The sequence below is a fragment of the Alcaligenes sp. MMA genome (genome assembly GCF_020907215.1).
GTDB classification, from domain to species: domain Bacteria; phylum Pseudomonadota; class Gammaproteobacteria; order Burkholderiales; family Burkholderiaceae_B; genus Alcaligenes; species Alcaligenes aquatilis.
This window is the reverse complement of sequence record NZ_JAJJPP010000002.1, coordinates 293771-314861: the sequence shown is the minus strand read 5'-3', so window position 1 is coordinate 314861 and position 21091 is coordinate 293771. Positions and strand designations below refer to the sequence as shown.

Genomic DNA, 21091 nt, shown 5'->3' with positions numbered 1-21091 from the left:
CACCCCGAAGCCCGCATCTGGCTTCGGGGTGTTTTTACGTACCAGCTCTCAAAAACAGGACTCGTTAAAACGACAAAGGGGACTTGACGTCCCCTTTTGCAGATTAAAAACCACTAAGCAGGCAATTGCTTGCGTCTGGCCCAAGACCACAGGATATAAAACAGCGCACAGCCGTACAACCCTAAAACAGCACCTGAGGCCAACACTTGGCTAATGAAATGGTAGCCCTGCATAATGCGCAAAAAACCAAACAGCAAACCTGCGCTGATACCCAGCACAAAGCCCCCGATGGCCAACTTGCGGCACCCTATCATGAGGCCTACAAAAAACAGGGACAAGAGCACAAAGCCAGATGCGGCATGGGCACTGGGCAAGGCATTGCCCGCCTGCGCCCAAGAGTGCGCCCAAAAATAGTCAGGCATGGATTCTGTACCACCAAACATGGCCAAATTAAAGGGACGCGGCATAGCGGTCAGATGTTTCAGCACACCCACTAACAAGGGGCCACTGCCCATGAAGAAAGCCGCCCCCGCCCAAGCCAATTGGCGGCACGAGCCCTTGGGCTGGCGCCAAGCCACCATCGTCCATATGACTGCACCGCCAAAAGGGACGAACCACACCAGTCTGCGCCCGAACAAATCCACAAAAGGCTGCAGACGCCAGGAGAAGTCCTGGACTTGCGAATCATAGAAATAGGCGCTGAGTGACAGATCCGTTGCCGAACCCATCGTCACTGCCGCGACGATTCCCAAAACCGTAAACAAGACGGCACTGGCAGCGATATAAGGACGAAAAAACATCTACACACCAAGTAACTTCGGTCAGTCGGGCAATACCTTACCGGGGTTCATGATTCCCAAAGGATCCAGCGCCGTCTTGATTTGCTTCATCAAGGCCAGGGAAACGGGATCTTTATAACGTGGCAGCAGTTGGCGCTTGAGTTGACCCACACCATGCTCGGCGCTGATCGAACCATTGAAGCGGTGCACGCTGTCATGTACCAGGGCGTAAATCTCGTCCTGGCGCTTTAACAGCTCTTGTTCCGTGAAAGCCGTCCCACGCGCCACGTTGTAGTGCAAGTTGCCGTCGCCCAAATGCCCGAACGTTACGTTTTCCAGACCGGGGAAGGCTTCCTGCAAGGCCTTGTCCGTCTCATGCACAAATTGGGACATCACAGACACGGGAAGGGAAACATCATGCTTGATGCTTTTGCCATAGGTTTTTTCAGCCAGCGGAATGCTTTCACGCAAGTGCCAGAGCGCTTTGCTTTGTGCAATGGTCTCGGCAATGACGGCGTCTTGCACCAAGTCTTGCTCCAGGGCCTGACCGATCACGCTTTCAAAGCGCTCGCGGGCATGCTCCAGGCTCTCGCTGTCGGACAGCTCCAGCAAGGCATACCAGGCCGCTTTTTCTGCCGGGCCCTGGAAAGGCATGCGTTGATCAGGGTAGCAATGCAGCACGGCTTGCAGGCAATTGCCTGCAATCAGCTCAAAGCCGGTCAAGGAAGCGGCCAGACCCTGACGGGCCAGCGCCAACACTTGTATGGCATCTTCAATGGTGTTCAGCGCCAGCAAGGCGGTACATGCCGCTACTGGCTGGGGATAGAGCTTGATGGTGGCGGCGGTGATGATGCCCAGGGTACCTTCGCTACCAATGAACAGGTTGCGCAGGTCGTAGCCGGTATTGTCTTTACGCAAGCCAAGCAGACCATGCAGGATCTCGCCCTGGGCCGTCACGACCTCCAGCCCCAAAGTCAGGTCACGAGCATTACCGTAACGCAGAACCTGTGTACCACCCGCATTGGTGGCCAGATTGCCACCAATGGTGCAACTGCCTTCTGCGGCCAGACTTAAGGGAAACAGGCGCTGATGGTCGCGAGCAGCTTGCTGCACGTTTTGCAAAATGCAGCCTGCTTCCACCACCATGGTGTCGTTTTCCGTATCCACACTGCGAATCTTGTTCAAGCGCTCCAAAGACAGCACTAGTGCTGTCGCGCTATTGTCCGGCGTCGCCCCCCCACACAAGCCGGTATTGCCGCCTTGAGGGACGATGGGCACACGATGCTCGGCGCATAGACGCACGACCTGGGCCACTTCTTGCGTCGTTGCAGGCCGGGCCACCGCCAAAGCAGTACCGATATAGCGTCCACGCCAATCTTCCAGGTACTGCTGCATGGATTGTCCCGTCAGCACGTGCTGCTGACCAATACGCTGTTCAAGTTCGTTCAGAAAAGTCATGACCCAAGCCACTCAAGAAAAACAATCAGGCGCTCTTGCTGTCGCGCTACAGCTCTTAATGGTAACTCACGAAAGCCGGGGACATTCGCGCTAAACTGCTTTCTTTGTTTATCCCCTTCAGGACGCGACGTGACCCAACTTCCTGCCCTACCGACTGCCGTATTCAAAGCCTACGATATTCGAGGCACGGTCCCCGAACAACTGAATCCTGACTTTGCCTACCAGCTCGGCCTGGCGTTGGCCGCCTCTGCCCGTGAACAAGCCGTCCAAACCTTAGTCGTGGGCTATGACGGCCGTCACAGCAGCCCGGCCTTGTCTCAAGCCCTGCAAAAAGGCATTCAGGCCGGTGGGGTCAATACCGTAGATCTGGGCATGGTTCCTACTCCCGTCGTCTATTTTGCGGCCAATGTGCTGGAAACCGGCTCGGGCGTGGCCATCACGGGCAGCCATAATCCGTCCAACTACAACGGCTTCAAGATGATGATGGCTGGCAAAACCTTGCACGGCCAGGACATCCAGAGCCTGATGAAGCGCATGCAAGCCGGTATTGAACCAACGGCTCAGGCAGGCACGGGCGAGAAAAAGGACTTGCTGGGCCAGTATGTCAACACGATCGCTGAACGTGTCAAACTGGCCCGTCCCATGAAAATTGCCCTGGACTGCGGCAACGGCGTGGGTGGCGTTGTGGCCGCCCGCCTGTTCAAAGCTCTGGGCTGCGACGTGGATATGCTGTTTGAAGAGGTCGATGGCAGCTTCCCCAACCACCACCCTGACCCGGCCGAGCCGCACAATCTGCAAGACCTGATCGCCCATGTTCAAAACACGGACTGCGAAGTGGGCCTGGCCTTTGACGGCGATGCCGACCGCCTGGGTGTGGTGACACGCTCCGGTCAGATCATCTGGCCCGACCGTCAATTGATTCTGTACGCACGCGACATTTTGCAGCGTGAACCCGGCTCCACCATTATTTTTGACGTGAAATGCAGCCGCCACGTTGCCCTGGAAATTGCCAAGGCCGGTGGTGAACCTTTGATGTGGCAAACCGGCCATTCGCTGATCAAGGCCAAACTGGCCGAGACAGGCGCTCCTTTAGCTGGCGAGATGAGCGGCCACGTGTTCTTCAAGGAAGGCTGGTACGGCTTTGATGATGGCCTGTATACCGGCGCACGCCTTCTAGCGATTCTTTCACGCGGCGACAACCCGACGGCCGAGCTGGAAGCCTTGCCACAAGACCTGTCTACACCGGAACTGAAGCTGCCTCTGGCCGAGGGCGAGCCGCATGCCTTGATTGCCCGCCTGCAAAAAGAAGGCCGTTTCCCCAGTTCCAATCAACTCAATACGATTGATGGTGTACGTGCCGAGTACCCGGATGGCTTCGGCCTGGCTCGTGCCTCCAACACCACACCGGTCATTGTGCTGCGCTTTGAAGCGCAGTCCCAAGAGGCGCTGGATCGAATTCAGGGTGAATTCCGCGCGGCACTGCTGGCCTTGAAGCCGGATGCTGCTTTGCCTTTCTAAGCTTGCTGCCCCCAAGGGGGCACTTTTTACCAGGGGCGACTAGCCTTGACACGACCCGGCGGTAACAAAAGAGCTGAACTGTCTCTGAAACCGTGGATTCAACCCCAAGTCACAGCAAACAGTTCAGCCCGTTTTTTATGCCTTGGTCCAGGACCAAGGAAGTCCAAGTCTTAACGACTCAAGTACTGATACAGATTCAGATGAGCCGCACTGATGCGGTCAATATCAAAAGCCTCTTGTGCCAAGCGGCGGCTTTCCGCCCCCATGGCTTGTCGCTTGGCCGTATCCTCGCCCAGTTCCATCACGGCTGCCGCCAAGGCCTGTGCATTACGCACTGGTACCAGCACACCCGTTACTCCAGGCTCAATGGCATCCCGACAACCGGGTACATCAGTCGTCACCACCGCCCGCCCGCAAGCCGCAGCTTCTACCAAGGATTTAGGCAAACCTTCACGATAGGACGGCAGCACGGCAATGTGCGATTGAGCGTACAACTGCGCAATATCGCTACGTTCACCCAGGCACTGCACCACACCCTGCTTTTGCCAGCTCTGCCACTCCTGCTCGCTGATACTGGCGGGGTTGCCGGGATCCGGGCTGCCCGCCAATACCCATTTCACCGGGCTGCCTTGAGCAGCACTGATACGTGCTGCTTCAACGAACTCTCGTACCCCCTTGTCCACCAATAGGCGCGACACCATCAAAGCGACGGGGGGGCCTTCTGGCTCTGGCACCGCCTGAAACTCGTTCAGATCTACGCCGGAACCACGAATCAGGACACACTGATCGCGTTTGACCACACGATCCTCCAGCAAGACATCACGGTCATTGCTGTTCTGGAAAATCACTCGGCTATTGGGATGTCCCAGAGCAATGCGATAAAGCTGCAGAGCAATCCAGCGCACGGGATCAAATGATTTGTCGCGCTTGGTAAATACATAACCCAAGCCAGATACGGCAGCCAGAAAACCCGGCACACCGGCCAGCCGCGCAGCAATACCGCCGTACAAAACAGGTTTGATGGTGACCGCGTGTACCAGTTCGGGGCGCTCCCGACGAAACAGACGCCACAAGGCCCAGATGGTTTGCAATTCTTGCAAGGGATTGGTTCCGCTACGCGTCATGGGCAAAGCATGATGGTGCAAGCCGTGACGCTCGATCTGGGCGACTGCCGGGCCATCCATGGTGGCCACATGCACGTCATAGCCTTCACGCTGCGCGGCTTGCGCCAAAGGCAAACGGTGTGACAGGAAAAAAGCGGGGTTATTGACCACGAACATCAGCATGCGTGTTTTCTTGCTGGAATCGTCCGTCAACACATTCAAGGCTTGCCGACTACGCTTGCGTTTGGGCGGATACTGCGCTGTCAGTGTCTTCCAGGCCTGTGTGTAGTTCTTGACCATGCCTTCCAGAGAAAACAGACGGGCAACCCGTTCACGGGCATGCTCATGGCGAGCCTGCCAGGAAGGCGCACCCAGCTCATCAACCGCACTATTGATGGCACCAGCCAAGGCTTCGGCATTACTGGGAGGCACAATCCAGCCCTCATTGCCCACGATCAAGGCAGCATCGCCCACATCGGTAACGACATTGGACACACCGGCAGCCATGGCTTCACATACCACGTTCGGAAAGCCCTCCGCCGAGCTTGACAGTACATGCACGTCCAGCGCATTCATCAAGCGGGGTACGTCGGTGCGTCGCCCCATCAAGATGACGCTCTCGCGAAGTTGATGCTGATCCAGCAAGCGCATCAAGGTGTCGTTATCGCTGTCCATACCGTCACCAATCAGCAGGCAACGCAAGCCAGGATGACGATGCAGACTACGGGCTAAAGCGGCCAGCAAATTAGGGTGGTCTTTCAGTGGATTCCAGCGGGCCACACTACCGATAACAGGCGTATCCAGTGACAACCCCAATTCATCACGTACTTCCTCGCGTGCTTGCTGATCGGGGTGCCAACGGCTCAGGTCGTAGCCATTGGGGATTACCTTCATGATGTCGGCGCGATAACCCCATTGCTTATGGCGTCGGGCAGCGTTTTCTGCGCAGGACACAATCAGGTTAGGGATAAAGCGTGACAAACGGGCACACAACCAGGCCACCATACGGGCCTTCGGGCTGCCTTGATACAGATTCGCGCCGGAGTTGCGAATACCCCAGGACACTGCGGGAATGCCAACCAGTCGGGCGGCGGCGCCACCAATCAGGTCGGAGTGATACATCCAGGTCTGCACCACATCGGGCTGCACCTCACGCAACACGCGTGTCAAGGATCGCAAGCCCTTCAAAAAGCCCAGCGGCGAGTGCATATGCAGGCAGTACAAAGGAATGTCAGCAGCACGCAATTGCGGTCCAAAAACATCCTCCTCGCCCAGAGAAATCACAATATGTTCGGTATCTTGGCCAGGAGCCGTCACCAGACGGAACAAGACCGTCTCTGCCCCGCCCTGCCCCAGTCCCGCAATAATGTGCACGACACGCAAAGGCGGCGTTGTTTTCTCCAGCGCGCCATCCACGGCGTTTGTTTCCTGATTCAACGACCTTGGCTGCAATGCACTCATGCTTTGGCTCCTTCTTCTATACCGCCACGGGCGGCCTGAAAGACCTGGTCCCAGTTACGCAAAACCTGCTCTAGCTCATAACGCTGGCGCACCGCTGCAGCGGCACGTCGGCCCAATACACCCCGAAACACGCCATCACCCATCAATTCGGCCAGGGCAGCGGTCAAGGCGCCTTCGTCCCCCACCGGAACCAACAAGGCGTCTTTGCCATCGGAGCTGATCTCGCGCGGGCCGCTGGGGCAATCAACCGTCACGGTGGGCAAGCCCATCGCCATGGCCTCCAGCAGCACGTTCGGGAAACCTTCCACTTCCGAAGTCATAACAAAAGCATGGGAGCGCGCCATTTCCTGCCAGGGCTGGGCCGTTTTTCCAGCCAGCTCGATACGGTCAGCAGCACCGGACATGGCAATCTGCTGCACCAATTGGGCCCGCTGCGGACCATCGCCCCAGATTTTCAATTTCCATTCCGGGTACTCGGCAGCCAGTCCTGCAAACACGCGGATCAAAACATCAAAGCGCTTGGAAGGCACCAGACGCCCCATCGCCATCAAGGTGCAGTGTCGGTTCTCTTCTACCCGTACCTCGCGTTGCACGGCATCCAAAGCCTGCGGCAAAGGGTTGGGCACGACCATGACCTGTTTCATGCCCGGCACCATGGCCTGAAACGCCGCGACACTGGCTCGGGTCTGAACGGTGACCACCTGAGCCTTGGGATACAGACGACGGCGCAGACTTTGCAACAGCTTGCCCGCACTGCTGCTAAAGGCCGGGTTGGTACGCTCGCCCACCACAATAGGGACGCCCATGCCGCCCAGTCCCAGCAAAACATTGATATTCACATTGGTCAGAAACGACACGATGACATCGGGCTGTTTTTCACGCACCAACTTGCGCATGGCGCGCAGCTTAGTCAAAGGTTTAGGCAGCCAACTGCCACGCATGCGGTGGGCCAACCACACCAGCTCCACCTTGGAGTCGATAGGGTAAAAGGCACTGCCCCCACCGCTGTAGGTCGGCACCAGGGTGACCTGATCGCCTCGCAGCCCCCAGGCATTGGCCAAGGTAGAAGCGACACGCTCGGCACCGCCTGCGTTCAGGGAGCTGACGAAAAACAGAATATTCACTGGGCCTCCATGGGCTCATCGACCGGGTAGTTTGAGCCTGCTGGCACTAAGAAAAGCGCCATTTTAAGGCCGACGCCAACACTGTTCCAACACTTGCTGCCACAGCGCCAGAACGCGGGCCGAGGAAAAGCGGTCGCGCACATCTATGGCACGACGCGCCAACCTCTGGCGTTTGTCCTCGTTGGACATCAGATCGGATAAATGGGCGGCCAGCGCTTCCACATCTTCGACCGGACGTACCAAGACACCGTCGATATTGGCGCGAATGATCTCACGCGGGCCGGTGTCGCAATCAAAGGCTACCGCCGTCAAACCACTGGCCATCGCTTCCAACAAACTGTTGGACAAGCCTTCCATTCGGGAACTGAGCACATACAGATCAGACTGCTCGTACCAGTCCGCCATATTGCCGACCCGACCGGGCAGCGCAATCCGCTCTTGCAGCTCCAGCTCTTCAATGCGTGCTTCCAAAGGAGCGCGCTGCTCGCCTTCGCCCAGAATCACCAAATCCCAATCGGGGAAATAGTTGGACAGCATGGCAAACGATTCAATCAGGGTGTCAAACCCCTTGACCGGGTGCAGTCGCCCTACGGCCAATAAGCGTTTACGCCCTTTTGGCAGCTCGGGCACGGGCACAACAGGTTCGGTGCTGTCCATAGGCCAACGCACGGCATTGGGGATCACCTGCACCTGACTGCCGGGCACATGCTCGCGCAGCCAGTCTGCCGTACCGGCAGTCAGGGCAATCACCGCATGGGCTTGGGGATAAGTACGCAAACGGGCCTTTTGCCAGAAAGAAGACATGGACTGGGAGGGAGGATGTGTATGCTCGGTCGCAATCACCTTGCAGGGCAAGCCTTTGGCGGCAGAAATGGCCAGCACCGAGGAGGTTGTCATCATACCCAGCACCACATCGGGCTTGGTTTTGCGTATCAGCGAGCGTACTCGACGTACTCGGCGCCAGTTCTTCCACAAAGCATCCAGACGCCCACGACTGCTACCTGCCGTCCCGAGCACATGGCGCTCCACGCCTTCTGCCACGGTATACGCATCTTTATCACGGCCAGCCTGAGTCACCAAAGACACTCGATAGCCACGCGCCACCCAGGCTGCGCTTAAATCGACGGCAACACGTTCTGCCCCGCCTCCACCCAAAGAGTGGATAAGCAGCATGATATGAGGGCGAACGACCGAATGACTACTGTGCACGTTTTCCTATTCCTGCGAACCAGACGCGAAGGCACTGGCTGGCCTCAAGGCCAAGATGAAATAACAAGTGAAAGAAGCCGCATACATCAGACTGGTCGCCAGCATGATGCCCGACGGGCCCATGCGCGCCGCCAGAATCGGGTTCAGGGCCGCTTTCACCAAAAAATTGATCACGGCAATGATTGCCATGGATTTATAACGGTTCTGACTGGCCAGCAACTGCACCAGAATCAGCACCCCAAAATAAAAGGGCAGTTGCACCAACCCCCAGCTAAACACCTGGGCGACAGTGGCCGTATCCTGCGCCGTGAACGCACCACGCTCAAACAGCAGTGCCACCCCCCAAGGCGCCAACAGAACGCCAATAGCGGCAGCCACCCCACCGGCCAGCAACATCATGACCGACCACTTCAAGGCCATGGAGCGAGCACGGGCGTTATCACCCCGACTTTGAATATCAGCCAGTACAGGCAAGGCAGCACGGCCTACGGAGGCAGCACCCACCCCCAGCACCAGAGCCAGCAAACGAGTGGCGTAGCCCAACGTCGCGTTGGCATTAGCCCCCAAATTGGCCGCCGTATATTGGTCGATAGGGCCGACAAAGCTCATGGCAACCTGCCCCACCAGCATGATGGTGGCGGCCTTGAGCAAATCCGGCCACTGCTCGGCACGCAGGCTGATTGTGGGGCGAGCCCAGATCTGATCGGCCCGTGAGGCCAGAATCATCAGCCACACCGCCTGAATGGTCATGCCCAGTAAGGTGCCCCAAAGCAAGGGACCAATACCGGCATTCCCGCCCGCTGCCAGCACCCAGATCAGAATGACAAAGGCTGGGACACTTTCCAGCAAGGTATTGATATGCCGCTCATGTGCCCGCAAGCGGGCAGCGCTCAGGCCAATCATCAGCGTTAGAACCGCCGCAGGCGCAAAGGCAAACAACAACTCCCGGCTCATTTCATGAACGGCAGGGCTTAGCCCTTGTCCGGTCCATTGCAGCACCCAGGGCCAGCTAATCCAGATCAAGACTCCCAATACGCAGCCCAGCACAATGCACCAGGCTTTGAGCTCACCCAGAAAACGGCTGCGCGCAGCCGGTTCCAGGCGATGCAAGCGTACCAGCACGGGAATCAACACCACAGACATAGAGCCGACAATCGTCACTGGCAACCAGTTGGCCATGACCATTGTGAACTGGTAGGCATCGACGACATCGCTTACACCGTAGCGATAGGCCACCGCCATTTCTTTGAAAGCGCCCGCCGCCTTGCCCAGCAATAGAAAAAACGCCACCCGCATCGCCCCCAGGGCGATGCGGCGGTGGTCGTCATGCAGACTAGACAGACGTGCTTTCAGGCCGGCCCAAATCAACTCAGGAACGCCACGTACCAGGGCATGGCTGTATTCAAGCCCTGCAACATCGTGTGAGTCGGCTCGTAACCCAATTGTGTACGAGCCTTGGTGATATCCGCTTGGGAGTGCAGTACATCACCGGCGCGAAAATCGGCATAGATGGGCTGCTTGGTGTAATTCACACCATTGCTGCTCAAGGTCTGCTTCAAATGTTCGAACAACTCGTTCAGGCTGGTACGAGCATTGACAGCGACGTTATACACCTCAGCCACAGCCGGCTTTTGCTGCACGGCGGCCAGGATATTCATTTGAATGACGTTGTCGATAAAGCAGAAATCGCGGCTGGTTTGGCCATCCCCATTAATTTGCACATCCTGGTTCTGGATCATGGCCGAGACCCATTTGGGAATCACTGCGGCGTATGCACCGTTAGGGTCCTGACGTTTACCAAACACGTTGAAGTAACGCAGGCCCACGCTGGAAAAGCCATAGGCACGGGCAAACACATCCGCATACAGCTCGTTCACGAATTTGGTGACCGCGTAAGGGGACAAAGGGCGACCAATCGTATCTTCCACCTTGGGCAAGCCGGGGTGATCACCATACGTAGAGCTGGAAGCCGCATACACAAAGGCTTTAACCTGTTCGTCACGCGCTGCCACCATCATATTCAGGGCACCGCTCACATTGACCTCGTTGGACGTGAGCGGATCGTTCAAGGAACGTGGTACCGAACCCAGAGCCGCCTGGTGCAGCACATAGTCCACGCCCTTGACGGCTTCGCGACAGGTATCCAGGCTGCGAATATCTCCTTCAATAAAGCGAAAACGGGCCCAGCGCTCGGCACCGACCTGATCACGCACTTCATCCAGATTGTATTGGTGGCCGGTTGCAAAGTTGTCCAGGCCCACCACCTGCTGATCCATTTTCAGCAGAGCTTCCAGCAGGTTGGACCCGATAAAGCCGGCACAGCCCGTAACCAGCCAGGTTTTGGGCTGGTTACGCAGTTGCTGGGTCGCCTGTTCAAATGCAGAGCTCATAAAATGCTTTCCAAGATTAAAGGCGCAGATCGGACTGATCGCGATCAAACACATACTTTAAATCGTAGAGCACATGCTCAGGCTTGCCCCACTGGCGCACGCCCTCGACACCCAGATCCTTGAACTGCTTGTGAGCTACGGCCACGATCACACCGTCGTACTCACCCGCTTGGGGAGCTTCGATTGGAGTAATGCCATACTCGTGCTGTGCCTCTGCGGGATCAACCCATGGGTCATACACGTCTACATGAACATCGTATTGCTTGAGTTCATGCACGATATCGACAATTCGGGTATTACGCAGATCCGGGCAGTTTTCCTTAAAGGCCAGACCCAATAACAGGACGCGCGCACCTTGCACCTGGATGCGGCGCTTGGTCATAGCTTTAACCAGTTGTGAAGCCACGTAGCCGCCCATCGAGTCGTTCAGACGACGACCAGCCAGAATGATCTCGGGGTGGTAACCGATGGCTTGCGCCTTGTGGGTCAGGTAGTAGGGGTCTACGCCAATGCAGTGACCGCCCACCAGACCGGGACGGAAAGGCAGGAAGTTCCACTTGGTGCCCGCCGCTTCCAGCACGTCCAGGGTATCGATGCCCAGACGGTTGAAAATCAGGGCCAATTCGTTGATCAGAGCGATATTCACGTCACGCTGGGTGTTCTCGATCACCTTGGCAGCCTCAGCCACACGAATGGAGCTGGCCTTGAAGGTGCCCACCACAATGATTTCGCGATACAAGGCATCCACTAACTCAGCCACTTCAGGCGTCGAGCCGGACGTTACTTTTTTGATGGTGGAAACGCGGTGTTCCTTGTCACCCGGATTGATACGCTCCGGACTGTAACCGGCGTAAAAATCCTCGTTAAAACGCAGACCCGACACTTGTTCCAGCACGGGCACACACACTTCTTCGGTAGCGCCAGGGTAAACCGTGGATTCGTATATGACGATATCGCCACGCTTGAGCACTTTACCGATCGTCTCGGAAGCACGGACCAGCGGGGTCAGATCAGGCTGCTTGAATTGATCAATAGGTGTCGGCACGGTCACGATGAACACATTGGCCTGAGCCAGCTCATCAGCCTCGCAGGAATAGCTCAGACCACTAGCCTGGGCCAGCTCTACGCTCTCGACCTCCAAAGTACGGTCTACCCCTTCCTTGAGTTCGGCGACACGACGCGCGTTAATGTCAAAACCAATAACGGAACGCTTTTTGCCAAACTCTACCGCCAAAGGCAAACCGACATATCCCAAGCCGACTACGGCCAGTTTCACATTCTCAAGTTGCAACTTCATTCTCCAGTTAGCGCTATGCGCAAGGAATAATCTTGAACGCCTGACAGTATCAGTCCCTGTCTACTCGCCGCCGTACCGAGGGCAACAGCAACCAGGAAGGGCGACGCCACGAAACCAGACGTGAATAGAGCCAGATATAAACCAATGAGAAGGCCAGCATGCTGGCACACAACGCCCAGGTATTGTCCCACCAGATCGTGGCCGGAACCAAACCGATCAAGGCCAAAACCCATAAATAAGGCGAAGTCATGGCATTACAAAACGTGGGCAAGGCCCCACCGCTGTCACGACTGAACGTGGAACGCACCAGACGACGAAACACCAGTTGGTGCAGATGCAGTGCATCGGGCTGATCCACGGGCACGCCACGCTTGAAGCGGCGCCGCCAGATCGAAAACATCGTTTCAAAAACAGGATAAAACAGCACGGCCAAGGCGTAAAACGGCGACACACTGGGGTTGCGCACCACCAGTTGCACAGCCAATTCAGCCAGCATGAATCCCAGGAAATACGCGCCGCCATCCCCCAGGAAAACTCGTCCGAATGGAAAATTCCACACCAGAAAGCCCAAGGTGGCCGAGGCCAGTGAGGCCGCAATCAGGAAAATAGGAATGTCCTGCACCTGCAAAGCCACCAACGCCAGCGACAGAGCCATCAAGGTGGCGATCATGCCCGCCAGGCCGTTCATCCCGTCAATAATATTGAGGGCATGTGTACAGCCGCCCACGGCAATCATGGTAAAGAGCAGCGAAATGGGCCAGAAGCCCAGAACCCAATCGGCCCAGCTGACTCCAACGCGCGACACGCCACCCAGCAACCACCAGGCAATCGCCGCCGACAGGAAGGCAGCCAGCAAACGCTTCAAGGAGCCGACGTCCTTGGTAATGTCCTCGACCAGACCCGCCACAAAGACCGGCATGGCTGCCAGAAACAAGACCGGCCACAGCCAGGTCAGTGTCATATTGCTGGGACCCAGAACCAGCAAACCGGCCAAACTGCCTGCAACCACGGCCAGCCCACCCACGCGAGGGGTCGGGCGGGAGTGGGACGCTTGAGGTTTACTAAGGTCGCTGTCCCCAGTCAGACGGCCATGCCAACGCTCGGAGGCCACAATAAGCCCGCCGACCATAAAAGCCACGACACAGATATACAACCAAGTTAGGGACTCCCCCATCTGAGGTAAAGACACCGCAAAACACCCTGCAAGGTTAGGAACTACATCATTATCAACCTGCCTTCCGGCTTGTGTCCGTGACCAGTCGCTTTAAATGCAACAATTTCCGTCAAGTTCCGTATCACTTTTGTGTCGGCAGGAGTAGCTCGCTAATTTGCCCGAGCACGGGCCTGAAAGCAAGTATTTTAGGGGTTTAGGGCTCAGGAATCGGGTTGCGACAACGGTTCTGTCGAGGCCAACTGATTCCCGCACTCGGTCAGGAGCCGCCGTAACCAGCGATGGCTGGGCGAATGCCGATTACGTTCATGCCAGAGCTGATAAAAACGCATGGGAGGAAACTCCAGCGGTGCCTCCAAAATAGCCAGGGGCAATAAACGGCAATAGAACTCGGCAAAATGACGTGAAGTCGTAAAAATCAGGTCTGTATTCTGTAGCAAATACGGCGCTGCCGAGAAGGACTGCACCGCTACGCTTTCATCGCGCTGAATACGCAAGCTGGCCAAGGTCGTGTCGATCACACCGCGTTGGTTGATGGAGTACGGCATGGGCACCACGTGACGCGCCCGCACGTAATCGTCCATGGTCAAACCCTTACGCGCCAAAGGATGCGTCGCGGCAACCAGGCAGACGATCTGATCTTCCAGCAACACGGACAAGTGCATGCGATCCGGCGGTTCGGGCCAGTTGCCAATGACCATATCCAGATCGCCTTCAGCCAAAGAACGCTCGAAATCAAAACTGGCATCCAGAGAGTGCAGATTCAAACGCGCGCCCGGTGCCTCACGGCGCATGCGCTCGACCACACCACCGATAAAGACAGGGGCCAGATAGTCCGGCGCTCCGATATGAAACTCATTGCGGCTGACCTGAGGATCAAAACTGTCTGGCGCGTTGACCATGCAGTCGATCTCGGCCAAGGCTCCTTTGGCATGAGCCAGCAGACCCATGGCACGCTCGGTGGGCACCATGCCCCCTTTTTCGCGCACCAGCAAAGGATCGCCAATAATGTCACGCAAGCGTCGTAAGGCCGCACTGATAGCAGGCTGCGACTGGTTCATTTTGAACGCGGTACGCGAGACGCTGCGCTCGGTAACGAGTAAGCAAAATACCCTCAAGAGATAGGTATCAAGCGGGTTATCCCCACGTCGGGCGGCCATCTTATTCTCTCCTTCTTATGCTTTTTTCCAGCATGATAATGACATACATGCACAATACGAGATGGCGTATATCATTTATACGCCTAATTCTATTTTATTTATAAACAGAAAACTTAAACTGGTCCCATATAAGAAAATCATAGCCCACAGGCGGTGGTTTATAAGGGTTTGAATACATCAAACAGACTGTATAAACGTCCACCCACCACCCTTGATAAAACGGTCCCCAGGCCTGATCCTGGAGCCGCCTGGGCTCGCACTCTTTACGCTTAGACAATCGGACTGACACATGACCACTCAAACCCTTACCACCACACATGCGCTAGCTGAACTCTCCAGCCTGGATCAGAGGCAATTTGTGGATAGACTCGAAGGTATTTTCGAACACTCCCCTTGGGTCCCTGAGCGTAGTTGGAACCAGCGTCCGTTTGACAGCGTGGATCAACTGCATGCCTGCATGGTGCAGGTGGTCCAGGACGCCTCGTACGAAGAACAAAAGAACCTGATCTGTGCTCACCCCGAACTGGCTGGCAAAGAAGCCGAGCAAGGGACACTGACCAGCGCGTCAACCGGAGAACAACGTGGCGCCGGCCTGGACCAATGCTCGGCCGAAGAATTGGCCCGCCTACGTGGCCTGAACGCCCAGTACCGTGAGCGTTTCGGCTTTCCCTTCGTGATTGCCGTCAAGGGTTTGAGCCGTTACCAAATCATGGATACAGTAGAAGCCCGCCTGAACAACGATGCTGAGCTCGAGTTTCAAACTTGTCTGACCGAAATCGGCAAGATTGCCCGTTTCCGTCTGGATGCGCTGCTGGCCTGATTTTCCCGCCTCCTGGCTCGTCCAGAAGATCCATCCCGTTCACGGGGTAGCACCAGCCTTCGGGTACGCTCCCCCTTGTTTGCTCTGAGTTTTCGTGGCGCGGCTGCCTACCGCCCCACGCGAGTCTGTCTTATCAAGGACCTCTGCCATGACAATCACATTGAAGTTGGAAACCCTGACAGCCGAAGCCTTCGCCCCTTTTGGTGATGTCATCGAGGCCTGCGACACGGTTCAGCACTTCACCATCAACGACGGCAATACCGAGCGCTACCACGATCTGGCCAAAATTGAACCGGGCCCAGAGGGTCACGCGATTGTGTCCATTTTTCGTGGCCAGCCACGCACCCTGCCCTTTACCGTGGAAATGATGGAGCGCCACCCCAAGGGGAGCCAGGCCTTCATTCCCCAGTCCGGCCAGCCATATCTGGTGATTGTGGCCCCCGCCGGCCCCACTCCCAAGGCAAGCGATCTGCGCCTGTTCCTGGCTCGTGGCGATCAGGGCGTGAACTACGCAACCGGCGTATGGCATCACCCCTTGATGGCCCTGAATCAAGTAGCCGACTTCATTGTGATTGACCGCAAAGGCCCTGGTGACAACTGCGATGTGATTCAGTTGGAAGAAAAAGCCACCATCGCTGAACTGGAAACCACGACAGCGTGAGCCAGTCCTGTCCTATCACGCCGGACATCGAGGCCATTTATGCCCATCGTCCGGCGGATATTGATCCCGAGCACTGGCGCGCCCGCGTCAATCTGGCCGCCGCTTACCGGCTGGCGGCCCGCCAGGGCTGGGACGATATCATCTACACCCACCTTTCCCTGCGCCTGCCCGGCCACGACGACATTTTCCTGATCAATCCCTTTGGTCTGCGCTTTGATGAAATCTGCGCCTCCAATCTGCTCTTGATTGATACCCAGGGCCAAGTTGTGGACGGCACAGGCCGCCGTGCCAACCCCAGCGGTTTTGCCATTCATGGTGCCGTCCACCGCGCTCGTGCCGATGCACACTGTGTCATTCATTTACATACAGATGCCTCGATTGCGGTCTCGGCCCTGTCCTGTGGATTGCTGCCCCTGTCGCAACACGCCATGCGTTTCTGGCAGGATATTGGCTACCACCCTTACGCCGGCCTGGCCTTTGCGCCCGAGGAACAGGAAGCCCTGCTCAAGCAATTAGGCTCCTATCCGGCCCTGCTCTTGCGCAATCACGGTGCCCTGACCTGCGGACGCACCGTTGCCGAAGCTTATGTTCTGATGGATGCGCTGGAGCGCGCCTGCCGCATTCAGCTCTCGGCCATGGCTGCCAGCCCGCAGTTGCACCTGCCCCCGAAGGATGTTCTGGATTTGACACATCGCCAGCTTTTACCGGGGGACGAGCCAGAGGGCTTGTTAGAATGGCCAGCCTTGCTGCGCAAGCTCTACCAGAGCGAGCCGGATTTTTGCCGCTAATCCCATCCCCCTTACGGAGTCTCTATGCCTTCTATTAACGTACAACTATTCGACGGCCGTCCTGTGGAAATCAAACGTGAACTTGCCCAGGCCCTGACCAAAGAAGCCTGTCGCGTGCTTGGCTGTACACCAGAGGCAGTTGATATTGTCTTTACCGACGTCAAACGCGAGAACTGGGCCACGGCCGGTGTTCTGTGGTCGGACAAATAAGCAGATTTCCCAAAGCGGCTGACAAGCCGCTTTTTTATCCCTATCAGTTTCGCCGCCCCCGCTAAAACCATGCACCAACCCGTAGTTTGGCGGCTTCTAACACAGTTTTTGAGACTGGACTAGGTGGGCAATACCCCTAGCGGCGTAAAACACATGAAAAAAGCAGGAATTGGCTCGTCCCTGGCTTGAACACAGCGCCCCGTCTACCGGGCTTATCTCCTTTCACCATTACACCAATCAGCCTGCCATACGCTTTTACGTATTCTACTTATCAAGCCGTACTGCCTTCCAGTGATACAGCCCATCCGATAACTTTATGCTTACGCGCCCAGGCATCGGCTGCGCATAACGTATTAATAAAGGAGACCCGGATGTCCGCCAACCCAGAAGTGTCCACACCTGTTGCTTGTGACGGTGTAGATGAACGCCTACCAACGGGGCGCCTGGCAACCCTTGGTTTGCAACACGTCATGGTGATGTACGCGGGCGCAGTTGCTGTCCCCCTGATCATTGGCGCGGCTTTGGGCCTGTCCAAAGAACAGATCGCATTCCTGATCAATGCCGACCTGTTGTGTTGTGGCCTGATTACCATCATTCAGGCTCGCGGTCTGGGCATGTTCGGCATCAAGCTGCCCGTCATGATGGGTGTGTCGTTTGCAGCGGTCAGCCCCATGATCGCCATCGGCCTGGACCCACAACTGGGTCTGCCCGGTATTTTTGGCGCCACGATCCTGGCCGGTATCTTCAGTATTCTGATCGCTCCGGTATTTAGCCGTCTGATGGGCCTGTTCCCCCCTGTTGTGACCGGCATCATCATTACCGTCATTGGTGTAACGCTGATGCGCGTGGGTCTGAACTGGATTGGTGGCGGCGCTCCCACCATTACAGATCCGGCCACCGGCATGTCCATCCCCAATCCCGACTACGGTTCGTTGGAAAACCTGGGCATTGCCCTGATGGTGCTGACCGTCATCTTGCTGATCACCAAGTTTGCGCGCGGTTTCCTGGCAAACGTGGCGGTGCTGATTGGCCTGCTGGTCGGTTTCTTCGTTTCCTTGGCCATGGGTCGCATCACCTTTGAAGGTCTGGATCAGACCAGTTGGTTTGCTGTGGTGACTCCATTTCACTTTGGCGTACCGACTTTCAGCTGGGCCCTGCTGGGCGCAGCGGCGGTCCTGTCGCTGATCATGGTGGTGATCATGGTTGAATCGCTGGGCATGTTCCTGGCACTGGGTTCCATCTGCGGCCGTCCTACCGACCGTGAAGCGCTGGTGCGTGGTCTGCGCACCGACGGCCTGGGCACCCTGGTGGGCGGCATCATGAACACTTTCCCGCACAGCTCTTTCTCGCAGAACGTAGGGTTGGTCAGCGTGACCGGTGTGCGCAGCCGCTGGGTATGTGTCATGGGCGGTGCCTTCCTGATCATGCTGGGCCTATTTCCCAAAATGGCGTTCATCGTGGCCTCCATTCCCAACTATGTTCTGGGTGGTGCTGGCATCGTGATGTTTGGGATGGTGGCTGCGACTGGCATCAAGATCCTGATGTCGGCCAACCTGAACCGCAACCCTTACAACCCCTACATCGTGGCCATCAGCCTGGGCTTTGGCATGATCCCCCTGGTTGCCGAGCACCTGCTGGACAAGATGCCACCCGCGCTGGCTCCCTTGCTGCATAGCGGAATCTTGCTGGCCGCCGTCTCTGCCATCTTGCTGAACCTGTTTTTCAACGGCATGGAAAAGTACGCCGACCAAGGCCACGCTGTTGAGTCCACCGCAGCCACCCAGGCTCGCAAACAGGCCAACGCCCAAAAAGCGGCTGAAGAAACCAGCAATCAACTAGCCTCACAAAACGGCTAAGTCCCCCTTTTGAATAGCCGCCCGGTTTCACGCGTGGGCGGCTATTCAAATTTCTGCAATACCTTCATAAAAGTATCGACTGTCCATAATTAATCTAAGCAAGGTCAGTAGCACCCACGCAAAAAAACTACAGCAGCAGGCCACAAGGGACACCAGATCCCAGGGACCTGTTTGCGCCCATTCAAAGAGGAGACACCATGAAACACCGACACCCTGCTCGCTGGGCATACGCCCTGCTAGCCGCCCCCCTGCTGTCCAGCCCCGCTTTCGCAGCCGACTGGAGCGACACCTTTTTAGGCTACCGCTTCAGCACGCAGTACACCGAGCCGATGAACGACCGGACTATCCAGAAGCACATCCTGAGCCTGACCCACGTCAATGGCTACAGCTTGGGGCAGAACTTCTTTAACCTCGACATCCTGCAATCGGACCGCTACGACCCCTCCAATGGCAACGGCAGCAATGGCGCCACCGAGTTCTACGCCACCTATCGCCACCAGCTCTCCATGAGCAAGGTATTCGACAAGAACATCAGCTTTGGCCCCGTGAAAGATGTAGCCGTCACAGCGGGTTTTGACCTGAATACCAAAAACACCGCCTTTGCACCGCGCAAACGCCTACTGGTGCTGGGCCCTACCTTTAAATTCGATGTGCCCCGAGGCTTTGTAGATCTGAGTCTGATGGTTGGGAAAGAGTGGAACCACTGCGGTCTGGGCGCTCCCGCCTGCCCGGACAGCCGCCGCTCTTTCGACACCCAGTTTCTGGCCAGCCTGAACTGGAATCTGCCCTTTGATGTGGGTTCAGTGCCTTTGAAGTTCCAGGGCTTTGCCAACTATGCCGGCCCCAAAGGTGACGACTACGCCGGTATCAGTACCAAGTCTGAAGTGCTGGTTCGCACGTCTTTGATGGCTGACGTGGGTAAAGTGGCTTTCGACAAGAAGAACACCTTGTGGGTGGGAATTGGCTACGAGTACTGGTACAACAAGTTCGGCAACCGCTACAAGGCAGACGGCAGCCTGAAACCCGGTATCAAAACCAGCGCCCCGACCGTACAGTTGGAATGGCATTTCTAAGTCGTACGCAGCAAAAAAACCGCTTTTCGAAGCGGTTTTTTACAGTCGAAATACGCAAAAACGCTAGAACTTCACCTCGCCATCCCAGTAGCCCGGCGTGTTATAGATGGCGCGCAAATAGTCAATAAAACGCCGCACCTTGGCCGGTAAATAGCGCTGCTGCTGATACACCGCCTGGATATCGTAGCTGGGAATCTCGAACTCATTCAGCACCGTTACCAGCTCGCCCCGCTTGAGTTCTGGCTGAATTTCCCAGGTAGATCGCCAGCCTATGCCCCAACCTTGCTTGACCCAATTAAAAAGCAGTTCACCGTCATTGCAATCCAGGTCCCCATCGACTCGTACCGCCAAAGGCCGGCCATCACGCAGGAAGGTCCAGCCGCGTTGCTGACCGCCTTGCAAGTTAAAGGCCAAGCAGTTGTGACGCGCCAGATCTTCAGGCACGCGCGGTACACCATAGCGCTCAAAGTATTCAGGCGTGCCGCATACCACACGCCGGTTCGGATACAGGCGAACGGCCACATAGTTGGGGTCAGTCACTTCACCAATCCGCAAGGCCATGTCATAGCCCTCACGCACCAGATCCACCACGCTGTCGGTGAAGTTAAAAGACAGCTTCAGCTCGGGATAACGCTTTTTGAAGGACAAGGCATGGGGCGCTACATGACGGCGCCCAAAGGCCGCCGGAGCCGATACCACCAGGTGTCCGCGCACCACTTTACGCTGGGCGCTGATACTGGCTTCGGCCTCTTCAAAGTCCTTCAGAATTTGTTTGCACTGCTCCAGAAACTGCTCGCCCAGATCGGTCAATGTCAGCCCGCGAGTGGATCGGTGCATCAAGCGCACACCCAGGCGCTGCTCCAGCGCATCCAGGCGGCGACCCATGACTACGGGGGTGACTCCTTCGACCACGGAAGCGGCCGCAAAACTGCCTTTTTCAGCGACCAATGCAAAACTTCTAATTTCGGTGTAACGGCTCATTCAATACTCCAAGTATCGATAGAAACAATCGT

Annotated in this window: 18 protein-coding genes and 1 pseudogene; 7 read left to right on the top strand and 12 right to left on the bottom strand. The window is 56.7% G+C overall.

Features of this window, described 5'->3' with window-relative positions:
• Positions 1–113 precede the first annotated feature (113 nt).
• Entirely contained in the window at positions 114–800 is a 687-nt protein-coding gene (locus LNA76_RS09915; protein ID WP_230019006.1) for a phosphatase PAP2 family protein, read from the bottom strand.
• 21 nt (positions 801–821) lie between these two features.
• Positions 822–2237, bottom strand: a complete 1416-nt coding sequence (locus tag LNA76_RS09910; protein WP_108728126.1) for an FAD-binding oxidoreductase — start codon at positions 2235–2237, stop codon at positions 822–824.
• Between the two features lie 129 nt (positions 2238–2366).
• Between LNA76_RS09910 and LNA76_RS09905 the strand changes: the two genes are divergently transcribed.
• Positions 2367–3755, top strand: a complete 1389-nt coding sequence (locus LNA76_RS09905) for a phosphomannomutase/phosphoglucomutase (protein WP_094195600.1) — start codon at positions 2367–2369, stop codon at positions 3753–3755.
• A gap of 170 nt (positions 3756–3925) precedes the next feature.
• Here the strand turns inward: LNA76_RS09905 and LNA76_RS17995 are convergent, their stop codons facing one another.
• The 9 genes and pseudogenes from LNA76_RS17995 to LNA76_RS09865 form a co-directional block, all read right to left on the bottom strand.
• A complete protein-coding gene (locus LNA76_RS17995) occupies positions 3926–5041 on the bottom strand; it encodes a glycosyltransferase family 4 protein (RefSeq protein ID WP_319802202.1) in 1116 nt (371 codons plus the stop codon).
• A 207-nt stretch (positions 5042–5248) separates the two neighbouring features.
• Positions 5249–6319: pseudogene (locus LNA76_RS17990) on the bottom strand (glycosyltransferase); the annotation flags it as partial.
• On the bottom strand, positions 6316–7443 hold the full coding sequence (locus LNA76_RS09895) for a glycosyltransferase family 4 protein (RefSeq protein ID WP_094195598.1): 1128 nt from the start codon (positions 7441–7443) through the stop codon (positions 6316–6318). The pseudogene LNA76_RS17990 and the gene LNA76_RS09895, both read right to left, overlap by 4 nt.
• 63 nt (positions 7444–7506) lie before the next feature.
• Positions 7507–8616 (bottom strand): glycosyltransferase family 4 protein, encoded by a 1110-nt coding sequence (locus LNA76_RS09890; protein ID WP_108728761.1) that lies wholly within the window; start codon positions 8614–8616, stop codon positions 7507–7509.
• A gap of 42 nt (positions 8617–8658) precedes the next feature.
• Positions 8659–10020, bottom strand: a complete 1362-nt coding sequence (gene murJ, locus LNA76_RS09885) for a murein biosynthesis integral membrane protein MurJ (protein ID WP_094195596.1) — start codon at positions 10018–10020, stop codon at positions 8659–8661.
• Positions 10017–11042, bottom strand: coding sequence for an SDR family oxidoreductase (locus tag LNA76_RS09880; protein ID WP_094195595.1), 1026 nt, complete (start codon positions 11040–11042; stop codon positions 10017–10019). Before LNA76_RS09880 ends, murJ begins: the two co-directional genes overlap by 4 nt.
• 16 nt (positions 11043–11058) lie before the next feature.
• A complete protein-coding gene (gene tviB / locus LNA76_RS09875) occupies positions 11059–12333 on the bottom strand; it encodes a Vi polysaccharide biosynthesis UDP-N-acetylglucosamine C-6 dehydrogenase TviB (RefSeq protein WP_269467008.1) in 1275 nt (424 codons plus the stop codon).
• A 55-nt stretch (positions 12334–12388) separates the two neighbouring features.
• On the bottom strand, positions 12389–13513 hold the full coding sequence (locus tag LNA76_RS09870; protein WP_094195593.1) for an MraY family glycosyltransferase: 1125 nt from the start codon (positions 13511–13513) through the stop codon (positions 12389–12391).
• A gap of 200 nt (positions 13514–13713) precedes the next feature.
• Entirely contained in the window at positions 13714–14670 is a 957-nt protein-coding gene (locus LNA76_RS09865; RefSeq protein ID WP_230019005.1) for a LysR family transcriptional regulator, read from the bottom strand.
• Positions 14671–14959: 289 nt separating this feature from the next.
• On the opposite strand from LNA76_RS09865, the gene uraD reads away from it, so the two are divergent.
• The 6 genes from uraD to LNA76_RS09835 all read left to right on the top strand — a co-directional run bounded on the left by uraD (position 14960) and on the right by LNA76_RS09835 (position 20078).
• Positions 14960–15490 carry a 2-oxo-4-hydroxy-4-carboxy-5-ureidoimidazoline decarboxylase gene (gene uraD, locus LNA76_RS09860; protein WP_094195591.1) on the top strand — a complete coding sequence of 177 codons (531 nt, stop codon included), beginning with the start codon at positions 14960–14962 and terminating at the stop codon, positions 15488–15490.
• A 148-nt stretch (positions 15491–15638) separates the two neighbouring features.
• Positions 15639–16151 (top strand): ureidoglycolate lyase, encoded by a 513-nt coding sequence (locus LNA76_RS09855; protein ID WP_094195590.1) that lies wholly within the window; start codon positions 15639–15641, stop codon positions 16149–16151.
• A complete protein-coding gene (locus tag LNA76_RS09850; RefSeq protein WP_230019004.1) occupies positions 16148–16939 on the top strand; it encodes a class II aldolase/adducin family protein in 792 nt (263 codons plus the stop codon). The genes LNA76_RS09855 and LNA76_RS09850 overlap by 4 nt, the downstream gene beginning before the upstream one ends.
• Before the next feature lie 24 nt (positions 16940–16963).
• Positions 16964–17149, top strand: a complete 186-nt coding sequence (locus tag LNA76_RS09845; protein ID WP_094195588.1) for a 4-oxalocrotonate tautomerase — start codon at positions 16964–16966, stop codon at positions 17147–17149.
• Positions 17150–17520: 371 nt separating this feature from the next.
• Positions 17521–19005: a nucleobase:cation symporter-2 family protein gene (locus tag LNA76_RS09840; protein WP_094195587.1), complete on the top strand. Its 1485-nt coding sequence runs from the start codon at positions 17521–17523 to the stop codon at positions 19003–19005.
• Positions 19006–19202: 197 nt separating this feature from the next.
• Entirely contained in the window at positions 19203–20078 is an 876-nt protein-coding gene (locus LNA76_RS09835) for a hypothetical protein (protein ID WP_230019002.1), read from the top strand.
• A 63-nt stretch (positions 20079–20141) separates the two neighbouring features.
• Here the strand turns inward: LNA76_RS09835 and LNA76_RS09830 are convergent, their stop codons facing one another.
• The gene (locus tag LNA76_RS09830) at positions 20142–21059 is read right to left on the bottom strand and encodes a LysR family transcriptional regulator (RefSeq protein ID WP_094195585.1); all 918 of its coding nucleotides are present in this window, start codon (positions 21057–21059) and stop codon (positions 20142–20144) included.
• Between the last annotated feature and the right edge of the window lie 32 nt (positions 21060–21091).

What these genes read in the sequence shown, in the direction of transcription:
- LNA76_RS09910 (WP_108728126.1), bottom strand. Translation starts at nt 2,237, where the DNA reads ATGACTTTTCTGAACGAACTTGAACAGCGTATTGGTCAGCAGCACGTG.
- LNA76_RS09855 (WP_094195590.1), top strand. Translation starts at nt 15,639, where the DNA reads ATGACAATCACATTGAAGTTGGAAACCCTGACAGCCGAAGCCTTCGCC.
- LNA76_RS09890 (WP_108728761.1), bottom strand. Translation starts at nt 8,616, where the DNA reads ATGCTGCTTATCCACTCTTTGGGTGGAGGCGGGGCAGAACGTGTTGCC.
- LNA76_RS09915 (WP_230019006.1), bottom strand. Translation starts at nt 800, where the DNA reads ATGTTTTTTCGTCCTTATATCGCTGCCAGTGCCGTCTTGTTTACGGTT.
- LNA76_RS09865 (WP_230019005.1), bottom strand. Translation starts at nt 14,670, where the DNA reads ATGGCCGCCCGACGTGGGGATAACCCGCTTGATACCTATCTCTTGAGG.
- LNA76_RS09845 (WP_094195588.1), top strand. Translation starts at nt 16,964, where the DNA reads ATGCCTTCTATTAACGTACAACTATTCGACGGCCGTCCTGTGGAAATC.
- LNA76_RS09835 (WP_230019002.1), top strand. Translation starts at nt 19,203, where the DNA reads ATGAAACACCGACACCCTGCTCGCTGGGCATACGCCCTGCTAGCCGCC.
- LNA76_RS09870 (WP_094195593.1), bottom strand. Translation starts at nt 13,513, where the DNA reads ATGGGGGAGTCCCTAACTTGGTTGTATATCTGTGTCGTGGCTTTTATG.
- LNA76_RS17995 (WP_319802202.1), bottom strand. Translation starts at nt 5,041, where the DNA reads ATGCTGATGTTCGTGGTCAATAACCCCGCTTTTTTCCTGTCACACCGT.
- uraD (WP_094195591.1), top strand. Translation starts at nt 14,960, where the DNA reads ATGACCACTCAAACCCTTACCACCACACATGCGCTAGCTGAACTCTCC.
- LNA76_RS09840 (WP_094195587.1), top strand. Translation starts at nt 17,521, where the DNA reads ATGTCCGCCAACCCAGAAGTGTCCACACCTGTTGCTTGTGACGGTGTA.
- LNA76_RS09880 (WP_094195595.1), bottom strand. Translation starts at nt 11,042, where the DNA reads ATGAGCTCTGCATTTGAACAGGCGACCCAGCAACTGCGTAACCAGCCC.
- LNA76_RS09830 (WP_094195585.1), bottom strand. Translation starts at nt 21,059, where the DNA reads ATGAGCCGTTACACCGAAATTAGAAGTTTTGCATTGGTCGCTGAAAAA.